Origin of the sequence: Mangrovibacterium marinum, assembly GCF_003046625.1 — a bacterium.
Classification (GTDB): Bacteria; Bacteroidota; Bacteroidia; order Bacteroidales; family Prolixibacteraceae; genus Mangrovibacterium; species Mangrovibacterium marinum.
Genome location: NZ_QAAD01000008.1, coordinates 82,485 through 102,065, shown reverse-complemented (window position 1 = coordinate 102,065; position 19,581 = coordinate 82,485). Strand labels below are relative to the sequence as shown.

General features: G+C 47.2%; 13 protein-coding genes. 5 read left to right on the top strand and 8 right to left on the bottom strand.

The annotated features are described in order from the left end of the window. Positions 1-92: 92 nt before the first annotated feature. Complete coding sequence (porU, locus tag C8N47_RS09600; protein ID WP_170111356.1) at positions 93-3,479, bottom strand: type IX secretion system sortase PorU; 3,387 nt, start codon at positions 3,477-3,479, stop codon at positions 93-95. Positions 3,480-3,719: 240 nt separating this feature from the next. On the opposite strand from porU, the gene C8N47_RS09595 reads away from it, so the two are divergent. Together C8N47_RS09595 and C8N47_RS09590 are read left to right on the top strand one after the other, a co-directional pair. After that, a complete protein-coding gene (locus tag C8N47_RS09595; protein ID WP_107822333.1) occupies positions 3,720-5,180 on the top strand; it encodes an SUMF1/EgtB/PvdO family nonheme iron enzyme in 1,461 nt (486 codons plus the stop codon). Between the two features lie 44 nt (positions 5,181-5,224). Beyond that, positions 5,225-6,544, top strand: a complete 1,320-nt coding sequence (locus C8N47_RS09590) for a UDP-N-acetylmuramoyl-tripeptide--D-alanyl-D-alanine ligase (protein WP_245915697.1) — start codon at positions 5,225-5,227, stop codon at positions 6,542-6,544. Positions 6,545-6,576: 32 nt separating this feature from the next. On the opposite strand, the gene trxA is transcribed toward C8N47_RS09590, so the two are convergent. Next, positions 6,577-6,942, bottom strand: coding sequence for a thioredoxin (trxA, locus tag C8N47_RS09585; protein WP_107822331.1), 366 nt, complete (start codon positions 6,940-6,942; stop codon positions 6,577-6,579). Positions 6,943-7,123: 181 nt separating this feature from the next. Between trxA and C8N47_RS09580 the strand changes: the two genes are divergently transcribed. Further along, complete coding sequence (locus tag C8N47_RS09580) at positions 7,124-8,536, top strand: CCA tRNA nucleotidyltransferase (protein ID WP_107822330.1); 1,413 nt, start codon at positions 7,124-7,126, stop codon at positions 8,534-8,536. Here C8N47_RS09580 and C8N47_RS09575 read toward each other — a convergent pair. From C8N47_RS09575 to C8N47_RS09565, 3 genes are all read right to left on the bottom strand, one after another. Next, positions 8,533-9,600 carry an endonuclease/exonuclease/phosphatase family protein gene (locus C8N47_RS09575; protein ID WP_146161490.1) on the bottom strand — a complete coding sequence of 356 codons (1,068 nt, stop codon included), beginning with the start codon at positions 9,598-9,600 and terminating at the stop codon, positions 8,533-8,535. The genes C8N47_RS09580 and C8N47_RS09575 overlap by 4 nt on opposite strands. Further along, positions 9,548-10,993 (bottom strand): hypothetical protein, encoded by a 1,446-nt coding sequence (locus C8N47_RS09570; RefSeq protein WP_146161489.1) that lies wholly within the window; start codon positions 10,991-10,993, stop codon positions 9,548-9,550. Before C8N47_RS09570 ends, C8N47_RS09575 begins: the two co-directional genes overlap by 53 nt. A gap of 167 nt (positions 10,994-11,160) precedes the next feature. Further along, the gene (locus C8N47_RS09565; protein WP_245915696.1) at positions 11,161-12,336 is read right to left on the bottom strand and encodes an exo-beta-N-acetylmuramidase NamZ family protein; all 1,176 of its coding nucleotides are present in this window, start codon (positions 12,334-12,336) and stop codon (positions 11,161-11,163) included. 85 nt (positions 12,337-12,421) lie between these two features. On the opposite strand from C8N47_RS09565, the gene C8N47_RS09560 reads away from it, so the two are divergent. Both C8N47_RS09560 and C8N47_RS09555 read left to right on the top strand, forming a co-directional pair. Next, positions 12,422-15,385: a serine hydrolase domain-containing protein gene (locus tag C8N47_RS09560; RefSeq protein ID WP_107822326.1), complete on the top strand. Its 2,964-nt coding sequence runs from the start codon at positions 12,422-12,424 to the stop codon at positions 15,383-15,385. Positions 15,386-15,615: 230 nt separating this feature from the next. Continuing rightward, positions 15,616-15,867: a DNA-binding protein gene (locus C8N47_RS09555; protein ID WP_107822325.1), complete on the top strand. Its 252-nt coding sequence runs from the start codon at positions 15,616-15,618 to the stop codon at positions 15,865-15,867. 132 nt (positions 15,868-15,999) lie between these two features. Here C8N47_RS09555 and C8N47_RS09550 read toward each other — a convergent pair whose 3' ends face one another. The 3 genes from C8N47_RS09550 to xseA form a co-directional block, all read right to left on the bottom strand. Beyond that, positions 16,000-17,694 carry a DEAD/DEAH box helicase gene (locus C8N47_RS09550; RefSeq protein ID WP_107822324.1) on the bottom strand — a complete coding sequence of 565 codons (1,695 nt, stop codon included), beginning with the start codon at positions 17,692-17,694 and terminating at the stop codon, positions 16,000-16,002. Positions 17,695-17,915: 221 nt separating this feature from the next. Beyond that, positions 17,916-18,116 (bottom strand): exodeoxyribonuclease VII small subunit, encoded by a 201-nt coding sequence (gene xseB, locus C8N47_RS09545; RefSeq protein ID WP_107822323.1) that lies wholly within the window; start codon positions 18,114-18,116, stop codon positions 17,916-17,918. Between the two features lie 5 nt (positions 18,117-18,121). After that, positions 18,122-19,561: an exodeoxyribonuclease VII large subunit gene (gene xseA / locus C8N47_RS09540; RefSeq protein WP_170111355.1), complete on the bottom strand. Its 1,440-nt coding sequence runs from the start codon at positions 19,559-19,561 to the stop codon at positions 18,122-18,124. Between the last annotated feature and the right edge of the window lie 20 nt (positions 19,562-19,581).

Genomic DNA, 19,581 nt, shown 5'->3' with positions numbered 1-19,581 from the left:
TTTATTGATCATGTTGCAATAGTAATAATTTTGGTCTAAATCTTATTCAAACAATGAACGGTAAAGGCCCCGAAAAAGTATCTGCGGCTGCCTTATCTCCGCAAAATAATTATTGTCCCGCTTTGGGAATTTTGCGCGCCCTCGGTATTTTTCAGGATAACCCGATAAAAATAACTTCCGTTTCGAACCATCAGTTGCCGATCGGAAAGCCGCCAGCTAATCACCGGGGTTTCAACACCATTCGAGACCAATGATTTTTCAAGAATGTCCACGACACTACCCTTTGAATCGAAAAATTCAATTCGTACATCCAGCAGTTCGTCGGGTTGGTTATGAATAATCCGAAAATTTGCCTGATCGCTCATTGGATTGGGATAACAAACAACATCCTGAATCGATAATGCTTCGCTAACGACAAAACGAACGGTTATCTCGGTCGAGTTGTTGAAAACATCCCATACTTTAACGGTCAGGGTGTGCTCGCCCTCTTCCAAACCGGTTAAGGGATAAACAACCGAACCGCTTGTATAATCGTCCAAACCGGCCAGATAATAATCATTCAAAACGATGATATTGGAATAATCGCCATCCAGTACTGCTGTTATATCGTGTCCAATGCCCGTTCCCAGTGTATTGATGCCACTGCGGTCGAATAAGTCGAGATATAAAATTGAATTGGCACCAACCTGATCGCCGGATTCGAATGACGACGTATTCAGGTAAAGACCAATCTGCGGACCATCCGAATCGTCCAGCGAACTGTCCGTGGAAGCACCAATTGGCAGATCGGTAGTTGCACCATGGGCATCCAGCTCAGCGCTGTAAGCATAGTAAACGATTTTGCCCGTACCTTCGGCATACGACACGTCTTTAGGCACCAGGAATGAAAAAGCGAACTTCCCGTTTTCAACCGTTGCCAATCCTTTGTAAATCGGATTGTTTCGCGAGATGTACTCAAACGGCTCTTCTCCATCGTTGCCAAGCGTTTGTGTCTGCCGGGCTTTATCGTATACCACAGGGATGAGCTGTCCGTTGAAATTAGTCAGCCTATTTCCATCATTGTCGGTAACTTCACCCTCCACCTCCACCTTGGTCAAAGCAGCTATTGGCTCGGAAATCTGCGTCGGAGGAAGGCCGTTTACCGACGTGGTAACAACATTATACTGAGGAATAGCCAAGCGCATAGCCGGATCACCCAACAACATGAAATTTCGTTTATTGATGCCGGACGAAAGCGCATTTTTAGTCCGCCGCACCACCTCTCCCATGGCCAGATATTGCCCCTGATCGTCAACCTGAAAGAAATGCTTATACAACTGAGAGTTCAACACATAGTTGGGACTTGAATAGACAATGCGCGTTGTGCTGAACAGGGCAACAGCTCCACCATTAGCGTTAAACAGAATATGCTCGCCACCGGACTGTTCATCCGCATCGAAGCGACTAAACTCACAGGTAGCCGTGATGAAAACCGGCAGTTTATTTTCATTTGTCCACGCATCAATTTCATCGGTTGTCAACACCTTTTCTTCGGCCAAGGCAATTTCGTTGGCATGGCCGGTATAATTTAAAATAAGTGTTCCTTTTTTTACCCGACCGTTAATCGCGCTGGTTACATCGGGATAAGTCTCGCCACTAGGGCTGGTTTGTTGCTCGAAGGCATCGAAATAGATTTTGTCGACCACAAATGCCGGTTGACTGGCAACAACATTTTCAGCCAGATTTTCGGCCTGATAGGCATGAATGTTTGAGTCCTCATCATCGCCGATAAAACAAATAACATTGCGCCACTCTCCCATCGCTTCTTCCGACGAATAACGAATAATCTTGCTAACGACAGCCTCTGCCTCAGTGGTGGTCTGTGCCGGAATTCGACCAATAGCCAGATCCATAGAGCCTTCGGCTTCGCCCTCGCCGACTTCGAGCAATACATAAAAATCGTCGGTTACGAAAGAAGAAGTGGGCAATAACGAGTTGGCCGACTGATAGGTGGGAATAAAATTGAAGCCCTGTCCGCTCACATCTTTGCTATCGTAACTCCCATCGCCAAATAACAGCACATATTTTAAATCGCCGGTAGTCTGCTTCGATTTTTCGTAACAATATCGAATAAAATTCCGGATTCCGGCAACATCGGCAATCCCCGACGAAAACTCGTTGTATATCTGTTCAACATCGACCACAGCCGCCGAAAGCTGATGCTGTTCGTGAAAAAGAGCCAACTCGTCAGCCTGTTGCCGAAAGTCGGCATGACATAGAATAAGCATCCCGGGGACCGTCAGGCCGTGGAGATTTTGATTATCGACAGGCCCAACAATCTGCGGCTCAGGAATCTCACCGGTGGGATCGAAAACAACAAATTCACGCAAGCTGTCACTCGCGGCTACAAAAGTCGCCGTATTTCCCGACCAGCTCAGCCTTATATGCCGGGCATTTAAGTAATCGGTAATATCCCACACCTGTGCATGATCATTCAGTCCTTCAATTTGGTACAAACTTCCCCTTCCCTCGCCAACCGTCTCAGGATTCCGAAAAAACAAGGGGTCATCTTCGTATTCCAAACGACGCCAACAATTTAGCTCAATATAGTCGAGCCATCCCAACGCCGAGCTGTTGGACGAGTTGTAAGTTAACCCGACCACCGAAGTCGCCAAACCGGAGTATACCGAGAAACGCGTTTGCCCCGAACGGGCATATTCCGTCAGCTGACTCCCGGTATCGACACCCTGAAATGAAATAAGCTGCTGACGGTTACCGTTCCACAACACCGAGAAGGAAGAACTGCCCGATGAGCGCCCCGCAGCTTTCACCAGAACATTGACCGGACGATCGGCAACACTGTTTTTGATCGGAAAGCTGTAATTTATGGTTCGCCCCGGCTGAAAACGATCGCCGTACCAATCCCTTCCGGATTGGATCAAATTTTCCAAATCCTGCTCATAGAGCTGATAGTCGGCATACTGCGAAACGGTGTCTGTTAGTACAACAACATCATCATCCACTAGCTCCACCAGCTTCGCAGGTCCCTGATCCGACAAATAATACACCGCCTTATCGGCATAATCGTTCGACTGGTGAGTAAAGGCATTCAGCTGTTCGTTAAAAGTCCACCGGATTGTTCCGGTAGAATAAAAAAACAGGCAATCTTCGCCATCGCCATCCTGCGCGTGCCAAATCGCATTTTGCATCAAATCGGAGGATAAACTCACCGCATTCACTTTCGACAACATGAACCCACCGTTCCCATAAACTCCAACAGCCTCGGGATTCGTAAACCCCCATGATTCCAGCATGCTGTACTTGATTTTATAGATCCCACAACCGGAAGTGGAAATCTTCACCCAATTCCCTTCCGACAAAACTGAATTGTAATCCAAATTACGCAGCTCCCGGCGGGGCGTTTCCTTTTCAACCGGACTTGCCGTCGACAAGGAAACGGTCAGCAAAAGTTTCGAGATGAAAAACAATATTAATATCAAGTATTGCGTTTTTGTCATGCGGTGTTTCAATGTATTCGGTGCAATAACGAAGTTGAACAAAGTTTATTTTAATCTGAAATTAATCTTTGGCAAACTTAGTGTTTTTGCACATTAATCGGGTCAGAATACAATAAACACAAGGCGTACAGCGTTACAAAAAAGTTCTGAAAGCGAATCAAAAGCAATAGAACTATTTAATTATATTTGCCAAGAGAAAAACCAAACTGTAAATACAAAAAGATGAAATTTAAAGCCATATTTTTCGTTGGTTTAACGATGCTTCTGGCGAGTTGCAGTGTCTTCAAAAAAGACAGCGGTGGTTTCAGTAAAAAGAATTCATCAAACACAACTGGTTGGGAATACAATGATCCTGAAAACGGAGGATTTCAAACAGATGCTGACTATGCTCAGTTTGCCGGTCCTGGTTTAAAATTCATACAAGGTGGTACCTTCACGATGGGACGTGTGGAGCAGGATGTGATGTACGACTGGAACAACGCACCACGCCGCGTAACGGTGGCTTCGTTCTATATGGACGAATGTGAAGTGTCGAACCTGGACTACCGGGAATATTTATTCTGGATTCAACGCGTATATCCCGAAAGCAAAGAGCGCTATCTGCAGGCTCTACCCGACACGCTGGTTTGGCGCGAAGCTCTGGCCTATAACGAACCTTATCTGGAAAACTACCTGCGCCACCCCGCCTACAGCAAATATCCGGTTGTAGGCGTTAGCTGGGAACAAGCCAATGCCTACTGCAAATGGCGTACTGACCGTGTAAACGAACAACTTTTGGTAAACAAAGGTGTGCTGACTCACGACAACACCCAACAAGGCGAAAATGTATTTACAACCGAAACATATCTGGCTGGTTTATACGAAGGTAAACAAGGCGACAAACCCATTGAAGATGCAGCTGGCAACCCACGTAAAATTCGCTGGGAAGATGGCATCCTGATGCCGGACTATCGACTGCCAACAGAAGCTGAGTGGGAATATGCCGCTTACGGGTTAATCGGAAATACCGACGGCGAACTGTTGACCGAGCGGAAATTGTACCCCTGGAACGGCAGCTATTTGCGCGACGACAGCCGACGGGATCGTGGCTTACTGAATGCCAACTTTGTTCGCGGACGTGGTGACATGATGGGTATGGCTGGTTACCTGAACGATAATGCAGATATTACCGCTCCGGTAAACTCATACAAACCCAACGACTTCGGCCTCTACTGTATGGCCGGTAATGTTAACGAGTGGGTTGCCGATATCTACCGTCCCTTGTCGCAGGAAGATGTGGCCGAATTTCAACCATTCCGCGGGACTGTATACACCAAATACCGCCAGGATGCCAACGGAGACCTGATTCGCGATGAGTTTGGTGAATTACTGATTGACACCGTTGCCGACTACCGAAACTACCTGGATGGTGATTATCAATCGCAAATTATCGAAGGTCAGGACTGGAATATGGTAAAAGACAACCTGACAACAGAAGACATGTATGTTCAATCCAACAGCAACGAAGGAAGTTTTACATCGTTGATTACCGATAAAATACGGGTATACAAAGGTGGATCATGGAAAGACCGCCCGTACTGGATGATACCCGGCACACGTCGCTTCAGAGACCAATCTGAATCGGCCAACGACCTGGGATTCCGCTGCGCTATGACCCGCGTAGGAAGTCCGGAAGGATTTTAATTAGAAACATTCTTGATAAAACAGATAAAAACCTCATTTTTGCAATGAGGTTTTATTTTTTCTATACCCCTATGAAAACGGCAGAACTCTACGAAATATTCAAGCAACATCCGACCGTATCAACCGACAGCCGGACCATTCTCCCGGACAGTATCTTCTTCGCCCTGAAAGGACAGAACTTCGATGGCAATAAATTTGCCGCCGACTCCCTGCAGAAAGGAGCAAAGTACGCCATTGTTGACAACCCGCAGTACGCCAACGATGCGCATATTATCCTGGTCGACGATGTTTTAAAAAGCTTACAGAAATTAGCCCGCCTACATCGGCAAACACTCGGTATTCCGGTACTTGCCATTACCGGCACAAACGGGAAAACAACCAGTAAGGAATTAATTGCAGCGGTGTTGAAAAACCGGTTCAACCTGATCTTTACACAAGGGAACCTCAATAACCATATTGGTGTTCCGCTCACCCTGCTTCGGATGACACCCGAAACTCAAATTGCTGTGATTGAAATGGGCGCTAATCACCCGGGCGAGATTGCTGCTTTGTGTGATATTGCACAGCCCGATCTCGGACTGGTAACCAATATGGGGAAAGCTCACCTGGAAGGATTTGGTTCTTTTGAAGGCGTTGTCAAAACCAAAACCGAACTTTACGACTTTCTGCGCGAAACCGGTGGAAAGTGCTTTATCAATACCGATAACAAACTGCTGTTAAAACAAGCTGAAGGACTGGAACTACTGAGCTACGGCAATAACGAAACGGCACAACTGCGCGGTGAGCCGGAGGACTCGTCGTACTACCTGACGGCAAAAATTCTGTTCCCAAAGGGATGGCTCTATTTTCGCTCAAAGCTGGTCGGTGCTTACAATTTCGAAAACATCATGGCTGCTGCCCGCGTTGGCTCCTATTTCGACATCGACCCACTGCTGATCCAAAAATCAGTCGAAAAATACGAACCAACCAATAACCGCTCGCAATTAATTCAACGCGGAACAAACCGCATCATCCTTGACGCCTATAATGCCAACCCCACCAGCATGATGGCCTCGCTGCAAAACTTCAGCCAGCTGGCACAAAAGGCAAAAACCGTCATCCTGGGCGATATGCTCGAATTAGGAGAATATTCGAAAGAAGAACATCAAAAAATTGCCGATTTTATAGCCAGTCAGGAATTTGAACAGGTTTTCCTGATTGGCCCTTGCTTTAACCAGGTTGATGCCGGTACAAAAGCAAAGAAGTTCGAATCCATCGAACTTCTTGCAAACTACCTATTTCAACAAAAACAAATAAAAAACAATCTGATCCTGATTAAAGGCTCCAGAGGCATTCGCCTGGAAAAAATTCTGGACAATTTTTAACCGACAATCAGATTCCCCTTTTCTGAATTCAATCAGGCCGGCTTTTCAACTTTCAGCACCTCCGCAATAGCCTGCTCAAAGGTTGCCTTGGGAAGAGCTCCCATTGCCATTTGCGGCTGCCCGTCAACCGGAACAAACAGTAGAGACGGGATACTTTGAACACCAAACATACCGGCCAATTCCTGCTGGTCTTCCGTGTTCACTTTGTAAATATGAAGGCTGTCGCCGTACTCGGCCTGCAGTTCGTCCAAAATTGGAGCCACCATCTTACAAGGACCACACCAGTCGGCATAAAAGTCAATCAAACAAGGTTTGCTTCCTTCATACTTCCATTCTTTATTGAGTTCGAAGTTGAATACTTTTTCTTTAAACGTCTCTTTGGTCAAATGTTCTAGCATAACTAATTGATTTAAATCACAAATATATAATTTTTTAGATATTTAAATATCAACAAACATGCCAATAAATTAAAAACTTTATTTCATCCCACTCGTGCCGAAATAATTGTAATTTTGTCACAGTTTTGAACAAAATGACATATTTATCCTTTAAGATCGTTTAAAAACGGATATCCATTTCATGAAAGAGCATTTAAAAGACCCGATATTTTCAATAGTCTCAGAGGAAGCAGACCAACTGCAACAAGCCTGTTTTGTCATCGGCGGCTTTGTCCGGGATTTAATTCTCCACCGCAATTCAAAAGATATCGATATTGTCACGTTGGGAAGTGGGATTGAGCTGGCCAAGCGGGTCGCTAAACGTCTGGGGCCCAAAACACCGGTTAGTGTTTTTAAGAATTTTGGCACGGCCATGATCAAAAAAGGAGATCTTGAGCTTGAATTTGTTGGTGCCCGCAAAGAGTCGTACACGCACGATTCGCGTAAACCGGTTGTTGAAGACGGCAGCCTGGAGGACGATCAGAAAAGACGCGATTTCACAATTAACGCCCTGGCCATAGGCCTGAATAAAGCTAATTTCGGAGAGCTCGTCGATCCGTTTGGCGGTATAGCCGATCTGGAAAACAAAATCATCCGTACTCCCCTTGAACCGGGCATCACGTTCTCGGACGACCCGCTTCGCATGATGCGCGCCATCCGCTTTGCAACACAACTGAGCTTCAGAATAGAAGATAAAACCCTACAGGCAATCAGCGATTATGCCCACCGGATCGAGATTATCTCGAAAGAACGCATTATTGAAGAACTGAACAAAATCATTCTGTCCGACAAGCCTTCAATCGGGTTTAAACTACTGGACAAAACCGGCCTGTTGCCACTCATCTTCCCCGAGTTAGCCAAAATGAAGGGAATCGACGAAAAATCCGGTGTGGCCCATAAGGACAACTTTTACCACACTCTGGAGGTGCTCGACCGGATTGTTCCCAACACCAACAACCTGTGGCTCCGATGGTCGGCTCTGCTGCACGACATTGGAAAACCGCGCACCAAACGTTTTGTTCCGGGCACCGGATGGACTTTTCACGGCCACAACTATGTTGGCGAAAAAATGCTCCCCAAGTTATTTCGGCGCATGAAACTGCCGATGAACGAGAAGATGAAATACATCCAAAAGATGGTATCGCTTCACATGCGGCCCATCGTTTTATCGGAAGAGGAGGTTACCGACTCGGCCGTTCGGCGCTTGCTATTTGAAGCGGGTGACGATATCGACGACCTGATGACCCTTTGCGAAGCTGACATCACCTCGAAAAATGCCGAGAAAGTAAAACGCTACCTGAAAAACTTCCAGTTGGTGCGCGAGAAGCTCAAAGATTTAGAGGAGCGGGATCATATCCGCAACTTTCAGCCTCCGGTTTCGGGCGAGGAGATCATGGAGACTTTCGGGCTGCCCCCCTGCCGTGAGGTTGGCGAAATTAAAAACGCCATCAAAGAGGCAATTCTGGAAGGTGAAATTCGCAACAATCACGACGATGCCTATCAATATATGCTGAACAAAGCTTCCGAGATGGGCCTTTCACCGAATCAGGGCTAGTGTGTATAGTGTAAATGCGCAATAACCGGCAGGTGATCGGAAAAACCACCGGCATAGTGATACCCGCGGTAGGTCCGGAACAGACGTTTTCCGCCCCAACGATCATCTGCCTCAAACAAAAACGGCCACTCAACAATTTGCGCATCCGATGCCGACAAGTGCAACCGGTTGGCTGACAATAAATAATCGGAGACAATAATCTGATCGAATATTTGCCAGCTGTTGCGATGCTTCAGCGTCCCCCGGGGGTTCCAGTTTTCCGACAGATTAATCAATTCACCTTGTATTTCGGGCCGATCAGCCTCCACTGACCGAAGCCCCTTCGTCAAACTGGCATTATCGGGCTGATCGTTAAAATCACCCATCAGAATCACCTTCGCTTTTTCCTGCTTTTGGTAAGTTGCCAGCACGGCCTTACGCAACGTTTCGGCTGCCAGCATCCTGTCGGGTTCAGTCTGCGCCTGTCCCCGGTACCGCGAAGGCCAATGGTTGACAAAAATATGCAGACTATCGTCGACAAAGCCAAAGGTGGCCTCCAGTATTTCGCGACTATGGAGCGTATCGCCTGATTTGCTGATTAGGGGATGGTACTGATATCGGATTGGCACCACCTTATCCGGTCGGTAAATGATCGCAACATCAATGCCCCGATCATCCGGCGACTGTTTGTGAATGATCCGGTAATTGAACCGGCGGAGTGCTGTATTTTCAGTTAACTGCTGCAAAACCCAGCTGTTTTCAACTTCGCAAAACCCAATAATGGCGGGAGCATCAAAACCAGAAGCTGCCATAACAACTTTTGAAATTTTATTCAGCTTATCGCGAAGACGAAAGGAGTTCCAGTTGCGCAGTCCACCAGCGCAAAACTCGTCGTCCTCCGTTAGCGGATCATCCGAGGTGTCGAACAGGTTTTCAACATTGTAAAAGAGAACCGAAAAACCGGTATCCGATTTTTGAACCTGAGCGGCAGCAGGCGCGCTTAGCAACAAGCCGGCCAGCAAAACAATCAATCTAATATGCCTGCTCTTCCACACGTTCATAAGCACCCAAATCGGGACCTGCATCAAGGGTTCGGTTTTGATTGACTAGATCGAATGGAAATAGTTTTCCGATCTCGGGCGAGCCGGCATCTTTCGCGGCACTTAGCGTATCCAACTCAAAATTCATCTTCACATAAGGATCAACGAACTTGGGCAGTGCATTTTTCAAAATTCCACTGTAATGCGTCGGGTTTTCCACGTTCACCGTATCAGCGAGGCTCAGCAAGCAATGATCGAAGAAATAGTTAAACTCCTGCTTTCCCAGACGGGCTAATTCGACCTCGTTACCGGTGAGAATATTGCCGGTGATAATACTATTAGCAAAATAGGCTTTCCGCAAATCGCCCGAATAGGTTGTCGATGAGCCGTCGCCCTGATCAACAACAACATGATCGGAAATCATTAGCGACGAAGTAGAACGAATGCGCCCGGTATAGCCGCCCCAATAGTTTGCAATGGTGGTATGATAAAACTCGTACTCGCCCCCGATCAACAAGGCAGCCGCATAATAGCCACAATTGTAGATCAAGGTGTTGTATGCTGATATTTTGGATTTTAGCGCAAATATTCCGGCATACGAATGGTTATAAATCCGGCTGTTCCGAATATCGACCGATGCATAGCCTTCATTCTCGATATTGCCCACCTGTAATCCGATGTTTGCATTTTTTATTTCAGCATCGCAGATCAGATTGTCATGGCTTCCGGAATACAAAAAGATGCCATTCCACTGATCCGGAACATCGCGGTAAACCTCTTCCAGGCGGTCGGCCTGAAAAACAACGGGCTTCTCAAGCGTTCCGTTAACCTGCAATTTGCCTTTCACATACAAGCCGGTACCGGCATGAAAATATATGCGTGCTCCCGGACCGACTTTCAATGTTGCATTTTTCTCAACCAATGCATTTTCATACACAACATAGGGGCGAGCACCGGTCCATTCGGTGTCAACAGTTATGGGCGTATTAACCAGCTCAATATCTTGTCCCCAGGCAACCAGCCGCACATACTGCAAATTTGTATTGGTTAAAAACTCGATCGAATCTTTGACGACGATGGGTTGATTTTCCCCCTGAGGGTCAATCGTCACTTCAACAAAGATGTAGATACTGTCATTCGCCGGGATCTCCAGATCCACCAATTCATCGGAGGGAATTCCATTGATATTTAAGCGAAAATCGGAATCGGGACTCCCGGCCAGACGCACCGCCGAAACTTTCACCGACTGATCGTAAGGGTTATAAACTTTTAAGTGCTGAGTCGTGGATCCAACCGTAGTAAAGATGGTATCAAACATCACGGTATCAACCGAGAATACAAGCCGGGCATCAGTTGAAGTCGTATATTTTTCATCCTCGCAGGAAACAAGATAGACCAACGACAGGATGACTAAAAATATATAAACGGACTGTTTCAAAAGCTTGTTTTAGATTGAACGGATTTTCAGGGGACTTAGTATGCTAAAGTACAAAATGATTTTCACATTTTTTAACAAATCTACCGAAGCCAGATGATGCTCTAAAACAAGTCAAATTCTCCGCTCAACTACTTTTTTACCGGCCGAGTTGATTTCGGGTATTTTTACTAGTCTTCATACAGCAAGTACTTTTGTCGCATCTTGCCGTATTTATCCAATTCAGGCTTCCAGGAGGCCTCTATATCCGACTCCTGCGCTCCTTCGCGAATCATTTTCAGAAGCTCGTCGGTTCCGGCCAACAGGTTAAACCAACGGGGAGAGCTCAGAAAATCCGACTCATTCTCAAAAGCGTGGTAGTAGTGCAGAAAGTATCGCAGCGTGAAGCGATCCTCGTTGCCGGCCGTACGCAGATCATCGCCGTAACAAAGCTGCCCTTCCTGCTTGGGACTTTTCGCCATGCCAACAATGCTGCGGGGTGTAAACTGAAAAGTTCCGAAGCTCGGATCAGGATAACCAATAACCTGAAAAGGGAAATAAGTTCCCCGGCCAATACTCATGGTTGTCGCCTCGAAAAAGCACAAGGAAGGATATAAACGAATTGACCGGTCGTTCGGCAAATTGGGAGATGGTTTAACCGGCAGCGAATAAGGCATCCGGTGGCTGTAATTGGCAACAGCAACGACTGTAAGATCACATTTAAGTCCACCTTTGAGCCACCCTTCACCATTGATCATCCGCGCCAATTCGCCCAATGTACAACCATGCACAACCGGAATGGGGTGCATGCCAACAAAGGAGCTGAATTGCGGCTTCAACACCGGACCGGCCACATAATCTCCATTCGGGTTGGGACGATCCAGCAGCAGCAGTTTCCTGTTTTCTTCGGCACAGGCCTCCATCACATAGTGCAGCGTACTCAGGTAGGTATAAAAACGCACGCCGACATCCTGAATGTCGAAAACCAGCAGATCAAGATCGTCGAGTTGATCTGCCCGGGGCTTTTTATTGTCGCCATATAACGAGATCACCGGCAAGCTGGTCTTCTGATCTTTTTGGTCGCGAACTTGTTCGCCCGCATCGGCATCGCCCCGAAAGCCGTGCTCGGGACTAAATATTTTCTCGACGGCAATACCATTGCGCAGTAAAAAATCGACTAGATGCTCATCGCCAACACGCGACGATGGATTAACCACCAAACCAACATGTTTTCCTTCCAGAAGACCTAAATACTGCTCCGGCTGATCGGCTCCACACTTCAATTGCTGCGCTTGGGCACAACCTGCCAAACTTGCACAAAACAAAATCACCAACAAGATTCTCATCACTTTTTCTTTAATGCTCACGAATGTAACAATTCAGCGTTAAACCAATCTGCTTTTCAAACAATCAATGAAACTTTATTAATTTTGAGAGCGAAAACAGATAACTATGAAACACCTTCGCCATGCACTATTTTGGATAGTTGCTCTGAGCTTTTCCTATATCCCTTTATCAGCACAACGCCAACCGGCCTTCTTGCAACATTTGCACGACAGCTGGGTTGACAGCTTGATGAACAGCCTGACCATAGAGCAAAAAATCGGTCAGCTTTTCATCGTTCAGGCATACAGTACCGACGGAAAAACGCCCGATGGCGTGCTGCGTGATATCCACCGCCACGAAGTGGGAGGTGTCATTTTTATGCAGGGAACGGCTCCACGTCAACTCGAAATGACCAACAAATTTCAGGAAGCCAGCCCCATCCCGCTTCTAATTGCGATTGATGGAGAATGGGGCCCTGCTTTCCGGCTGAAAAACACACCACGCTATCCGGTACAAATGGCGCTGGGTGCTATTCAGGACGACAGCCTGATCTACCAGATGGGGCAAGAAATCGGGCAGCAGTTCCGCCGGATGGGCGTACACATCAACTTTGCTCCGGTGAGCGATGTGAACAACAACCCGAACAACCCGGTGATTAACTACCGTAGCTTTGGCGAAAATCCGGACAAGGTAGCCCGCAAAGCATTGCTGTATGCCCGGGGGATGCAGGATGCCGGTCTGCTGGCTGTTGCCAAACACTTCCCCGGACACGGCGATACCAATGTGGACTCCCATCTGGGGCTACCGGTTATCAAACATGATACAGCCCGCTTAAATGCCATCGAATTATATCCTTTTAAAAAATTAAGCGACCAGGGTATTGGCGGGATGATGACCGCCCACATCCAGGTTCCGGCCTTGGAGCCCAACACAAAATTACCCGCGTCCTTGTCGCCAAATATCATTCAAAACATACTGATTAACGAGTTTGGATTCGGCGGAATGATCTTCACCGATGCCATGAATATGCACGGGGTAAGCCAACTGTACTCCCCGGGAGAGGCCGCTGTTCTGGCTATCAAGGCTGGAAACGACATGCTGGAAATTGTGCCGGATTTAGACCAGGCTGTTGCCGCCGTCAGTGAGGCTGTCCGAACAAATCGAATTCGTCCGGAAGCCATCGATCAACATTGCCGAAAAGTACTGGCCTTAAAGAAATGGATGGGGCTCGACGCCCGAAGAACAGTCGAGCCAGAAAACCTGCAGGAAGACCTTAACCAGCCGGGCTATGAGTTAACACGCCGTCGGTTACACGAGCAAAGCCTGACCTGCCTGATCAACCGGGAGCACTCAATGCCCCTGATGCGGCTCGACACCCTAAATGTTGCCGTTGTATCAATTGGCCGGACTTCAGAAACCGCGTTTCAAAAGATGGCCGCACGCTACACCAAAGTCGATATTTTCAACCTGAAAAAGGAAGCAACAACGGCCGAGGTCGATCAATTGGTCAAGCAACTGCGATCCTACAACCTGGTCATCTGCGGCATTCACAACCTAAACTTATCGCCCGCCAAAAACTATGGCACATCGAGTGCCATGAAGGAAGTCGTCCAAAAACTAAAACACAAAAAGCTGCTGGTCTCCGTCTTCGGCAATGCCTACGCGCTGGACAAGTTAAGCGGAATAGAAACTGCCGACGGACTTGTGCTGTGCTACCAGGAAAACCAGATTACCGAGGAGCTGGCAGCACAAGCTATCTTCGGAGCGATACCCACCTCCGGCAAGCTTCCGGTTAATGTGAATGCCTACTTTCGCATGAACGATGGTATTAGCCTGCCCAAAATTGATCGGTTGAAATATACCATTCCCGAAGAAGTAAAAATATCATCGGCCTACCTGGAGCGCCGAATCGACAGCCTGGCTAATTTGGGCATCACCCAGCAAGCCTTTCCGGGCTGCCAGGTGCTGATTGCCGTAGATGGAAAGGTTATTCTGAATAAAAGTTACGGATATTACACCTACAACAAGCGTCGGGAGGTAGATGAAAACTCAATCTACGATATCGCCTCGGTAACGAAAATAACCGGAGCACTTCCGGCTTTGATCAAGCTTTACGATGAAAAAAAATTCAAACTGGATATGCCATTTTCTTTTTACTGGCCTCCTTTCAGGGGAACCAATAAAGAAAAAATAACCTCGCGCCAGATCCTGGCCCATCAAGCCCGACTGAAGCCCTGGATCCCGTTTTGGCAAAACGAACTAAAAAATAACGGCAACCTGCGAACAGCTGTTTTTCGCGAACAGCCCGACAATAACTTCAATGTCCGCGTTTCTTCTCACCTGTACATGGATCATCGCAATATCCAGCGCATCTACAACGAAATCAAGGAGTCGCCACTTTTGCCTCGCATAAAATATACTTACTCCGATCTGGGCTTTATGATTTTCCCCAAGGTTATTTCAGAGCTAAGCCACAGCGACTACGAACAATTTCTGAAGAAGAACTTCTACCAGCCCCTGGGCGCATATAAGCTCACCTATAATGCTTATCAACATTTTCCGCTGGATGAAATTGTCCCTACCGAGCAGGATGACAACTTTCGGCACGAGCTCATCCGTGGCTTTGTTCACGATGAAGGAGCAAGTATGCTTGGCGGAGTTTCCGGCAATGCCGGCCTGTTTTCCAATGCTAACGACCTGGCAAAAATCATGCAGATGTATTTGCAGTTTGGGCACTACGGAGGGGGCAGCTACCTGGACTCAACGAGCATGGCTGAGTTCACGCGCATTCAATATCCCCAAAACGAAAACCGCCGGGGACTAGGCTTCGACAAGCCATTTATCGACAACGACAAGAACACCCTCGAGCACGCCTTCCCGGCCATTGACGCAAGTCCCGAGAGTTTTGGACATACCGGCTTTACCGGCACTTTTGTGTGGATGGATCCGGAGTACAAAATCCTGTTTATCTTCCTGTCGAACCGCGTTTACCCTACACGCAACAACAACAAACTCAGCCGCCTGAATATCCGTCCGGCGATGCACCAGGTGATCTACGATGCACTGCTTCGGGGCCCACAAGAGCATTAAAAGTTGTTAAAATGTTTTTTAACATCTTTCTGAATTTCAACCAGCAACAAGCGCCAAACCCCCTGACCTGTAAGAAGTGTAACTATCTGAAAAGGTTACATTTTTCATTTCCACACCATATCCATTCTGAAGCAGCTGTTCTGTCCCCGTAAAATCAGGACATTATTAAATTATTAATTTTAACTTTAGGGGAGTTAACACAGTTTTCAAACCATTAAAATTTTACCGCCATGGAGAGAAAAATCACCTTCAACGAGCTTCGTAAAATCAAAGACAGTTTGCCGGAAGGCGCAATTCATCAGTTAGCCGATGAATTTCATTTAGAAGTAGAAACTGTCAGAAATTACTTTGGTGGAGCAAATTACGATCGCGGGCGATCTGTTGGAATTCACGTTGAGCCAGGGCCTAATGGAGGAATTGTTTTATTAGACGACACACAGATACTTGAACGTGCAGAACAACTTCTTAAAGACGTTAACTAATTAAAAAAAAATCAAGGTTTAAGTTTCGGCAATTGGCGCGTTAAAACGACCAAGCTGCCCGATACGAAAAACGGTTGCATCAGCAGAGAACTGCGAATACAACCGTTTTTTATTTTATAAAAATAACGATGCTTATCGTTGTTTCTTTTTGTGGAAACTGTTATTTCCAAAGTCTTTCTTACGTCCGCGGCTGCGTTGGAATCCGGCAGGCCCCTCCCCGCTAACGCGATCAACCTTTACGCTGTATCCATCGATTGAAGCACGGTTCATGCTTTTAATCAAATCGGCCTCGAAGCGACTGTCGATTTCGAAGAAGGAAAATTTCCGTTGGATATCAATTTTACCAATCTCGATATTCTTTTTACGCAGGTTCTCGTTGATCATGCCCAACAAACGCGAAGCATTCAGATTTTGCTTTTTACCGGCATTGATAAACAAACGTGAAAAGTTCACCCGGTCGCCACCGCGTTCACCGCGACTAGCACGTCCGCGCGGCTCTTTCTCTTTCACATTTAAGTCGGGAGCATTCCGGTAATATTCGATAAAGCGGTTGAATTCAACTGAAACAAAACGTTTCAGAATCTCATCGCTATTCAGATCGCCAAATTTATCCTTGATGGCCTGCATATAGGGATTAATCCGCTTGTCATCCACCTCGGTTTGCACCACCCGGTCGATCAGGTGCATCAGCTGCACTTCGCAAATTTCTTCGCCACCAGGCACCATTTTCCGTTCAAAACGCTTTTGCGACACATTTTCAATCTGACGGATCTTTCCGGTTTCGCGCAGGTTAACAATCGAAACTGAGATTCCTTTTTTCCCGGCACGCCCGGTACGGCCACTACGGTGGATATACACCTCCGGATCGTCGGGCAAGCTGTAGTTAATAGCGTGTGTCAGCTCGTTAACATCCAAACCGCGCGCAGCCACATCGGTAGCCACCAGCATCTGCAGGTTCTTATTCCGGAAACGCACCATCACCTGATCGCGTTGTGCCTGCGACAAATCGCCATGCAAGGCATCGGCATTATAGCCATCAGCCATCAATTTTTCGGCTACATCGCGGGTTTCCATCCGGGTGCGACAGAAAACAATGGCATAACAATCGGGATAATTATCGGCAATCCGTTTCAACGTTTGATACTTATCCTTGGCGTGAACCAAATAATAATGGTGCTCAACATTGTCGGAGCCCTGGTTGCGTTTACCAACAGACAGTTCGTCCGGGTTATGCAGGTATTTTTTCGACATTTCGGCAATTTCGGCAGGCATGGTCGCCGAGAAAAGCAACGTTTGTTTTGTTGAAGGAGTGTTGGCCAAAATGGCATCCAGCTCTTCCTTAAAGCCCATTGTCAGCATTTCGTCGGCCTCATCGAGCACCAACCAGCGAATGTCGCCTACATTCAGCACATTCCGACGAATCAGGTCATTTACACGTCCCGGTGTACCCACTACAATCTGCCCGCCACTTCGCAATTCGCGAATTTGCTTCGAGATATCGGTACCACCATAAACGGCAATATTTTTCGAGCCTTTCAGATTTTTCGAGAAGCTTTCCAAATCGCGCGAGATCTGCAAACACAGCTCGCGAGTAGGGCACAAAACGAGTGCCTGTACCGACTTGCTTTTCAGATCGACGTTGTGCAACAGCGGCAATCCGAAGGCAGCAGTTTTACCGGTTCCTGTTTGCGCTAAGGCAATCAGGTCGTTGTCGGCTTGTAAAAGATGAGGAATTGTTTTTTCCTGGATAGGTGTAGGTTGCTGAAATCCCATTTCTGAAATAGCACTCAGCAGTTCGGGCTTCAAACCCGTTTCTTCAAATGTCATCGTTGTGTTCTAAAAAAATTTAATGTGCAAACCGCACGCTTAATCCAATAGCACTGATGACAAAAAAATTTACTTTGCAATAGCCCCCTTGCCACCTATGCCCTAGAATTGAGGCTGCAAAGGTAATCTAATTTTCTTACAAAAAACAACATCCGCCATTTCAATCTGAAAATCAACTAATTTAAACACCAATTCAAACTATCGGTCTCCCCATCCAACTTCTATTCATCCATTTCCTTGAGGATATTCTCGACCTCGGCCTGTGTTTTGTGCAATTTTTCCTTACAAAACTTAATCAGCGTTGAGACACGCTTCACCTTTTCCGACAGCTCATCCACATCGAGCTCCTCATTTTCGATTTTCTCCAGAATCTCATCAATCTCTTCAACGGCGTCTTTATAGTTCAACTTTTTTGCAGCCATACTTTTTATTTGTTTATGATTTTACTAATTACCTTACCATCAGCCAGGCGGGTTTCCAGCTGGTCACCTTCGCCCAAATCGGCCACCGACTTCACAATTCGCCCGTTTTTATAGGCCAGGCTATAGCCCCGCTGGAGTACCCTTACCGGGTCAACCAGCCGTTTTTTCACCTCAAAAGCTTCCAGCTTGTTTGTTTGCAGGCGAAAGCCATCGGTCATTCTGATTTTCAGCACGTGCCGACATTCGTCGAGTTTGGTTTGCCGCGCGGCCAGCAAGCGCTGACTCCGGTACTGCAACTCTCCTGCTTTACGGTGCAGCCTGTACATTTCATCTTTTAGCAAGCGCTGCCCGGCCCCCGACAATCGTTGTGAGTATTTCTGAAACCGATCCGTTTTCTGTTTCAAAAAACGGGGCACCCTATTTTGAAGATGAAGCCGACTGATCTCGAAGCGATGTTCCTCCTCGCTCACCAATTGCCGCACCCCTTGCTTGAGGCTTGCAACCGCTTCCTCGAGAAACTCCTGTTCTTCGGCCAACCGTTGGGCTAGCAGATCGGCAAAGCGAACCTGAAGATCCTGCAAAAGTTGTTCGAAACGCTCTGCACCGTTAATCAGAAACTCGGCAACGGCAGTGGGTGTTTTCATTTTGGTGTGCGCCACCAGGTCGATCACCGTTTCATCCTTATCGTGCCCGATGCCCGTAATCACCGGAATGGGGAATTGCGCAACATGGTAGGCCAGCTCGTAATGATCGAAACTAGCCAAATCGAGCTGAGCACCACCGCCCCGCATGATACAGACAACATCGAAAAAATCTTCGTATTGAAAAACCTGCTCCAACGCATGAATGATCGAATCGGCAGTTTCGCTGCCCTGCATGACGGCCGGAAACAACTTGGTGTAAAAATGAATTCCCTGTGGATTATTCGCCAGTTGATCCATAAAATCCTGCAACCCCGCAGCCGTTGGCGACGACACAACGGCTATGCGCTGCGGGACCAACGGAAGTTCCAGTTCGCGGTTCATATCGAAAACACCATCTTCCTGCAACTGCTGAATGATCTCCCGCCGCTTTCGGGCCATGTCGCCCATGGTATAACTGGGATCGATATCGCGGATATTCAAACTAAAACCGTACACCGGATGGTATTCAACCTTAACACTAACCAGAACCTTGATGCCTTGCGAGAACGCCTGCCCCGTTGTGGTTTCGAAATAGGGGCGTAACATCCGGAAGCTGTACGACCAGATTGTTGCACGCGCCCGAGCCAAAACCGCTTTGGTTGCGGGATCAACATCCACCAGCTCGAGGTAACAGTGCCCGGTTCGGTTTACAGTCATCTCACTGATTTCGGCCTTCACCCAAACCAAGTTTGAAAAAGCATCATCCAGGGTATTTTTCACCAGCTGATTTAATTCCAACAAGGAAAGTTGCGTATCTCTCATCATCCAATTTTGATTCTGTT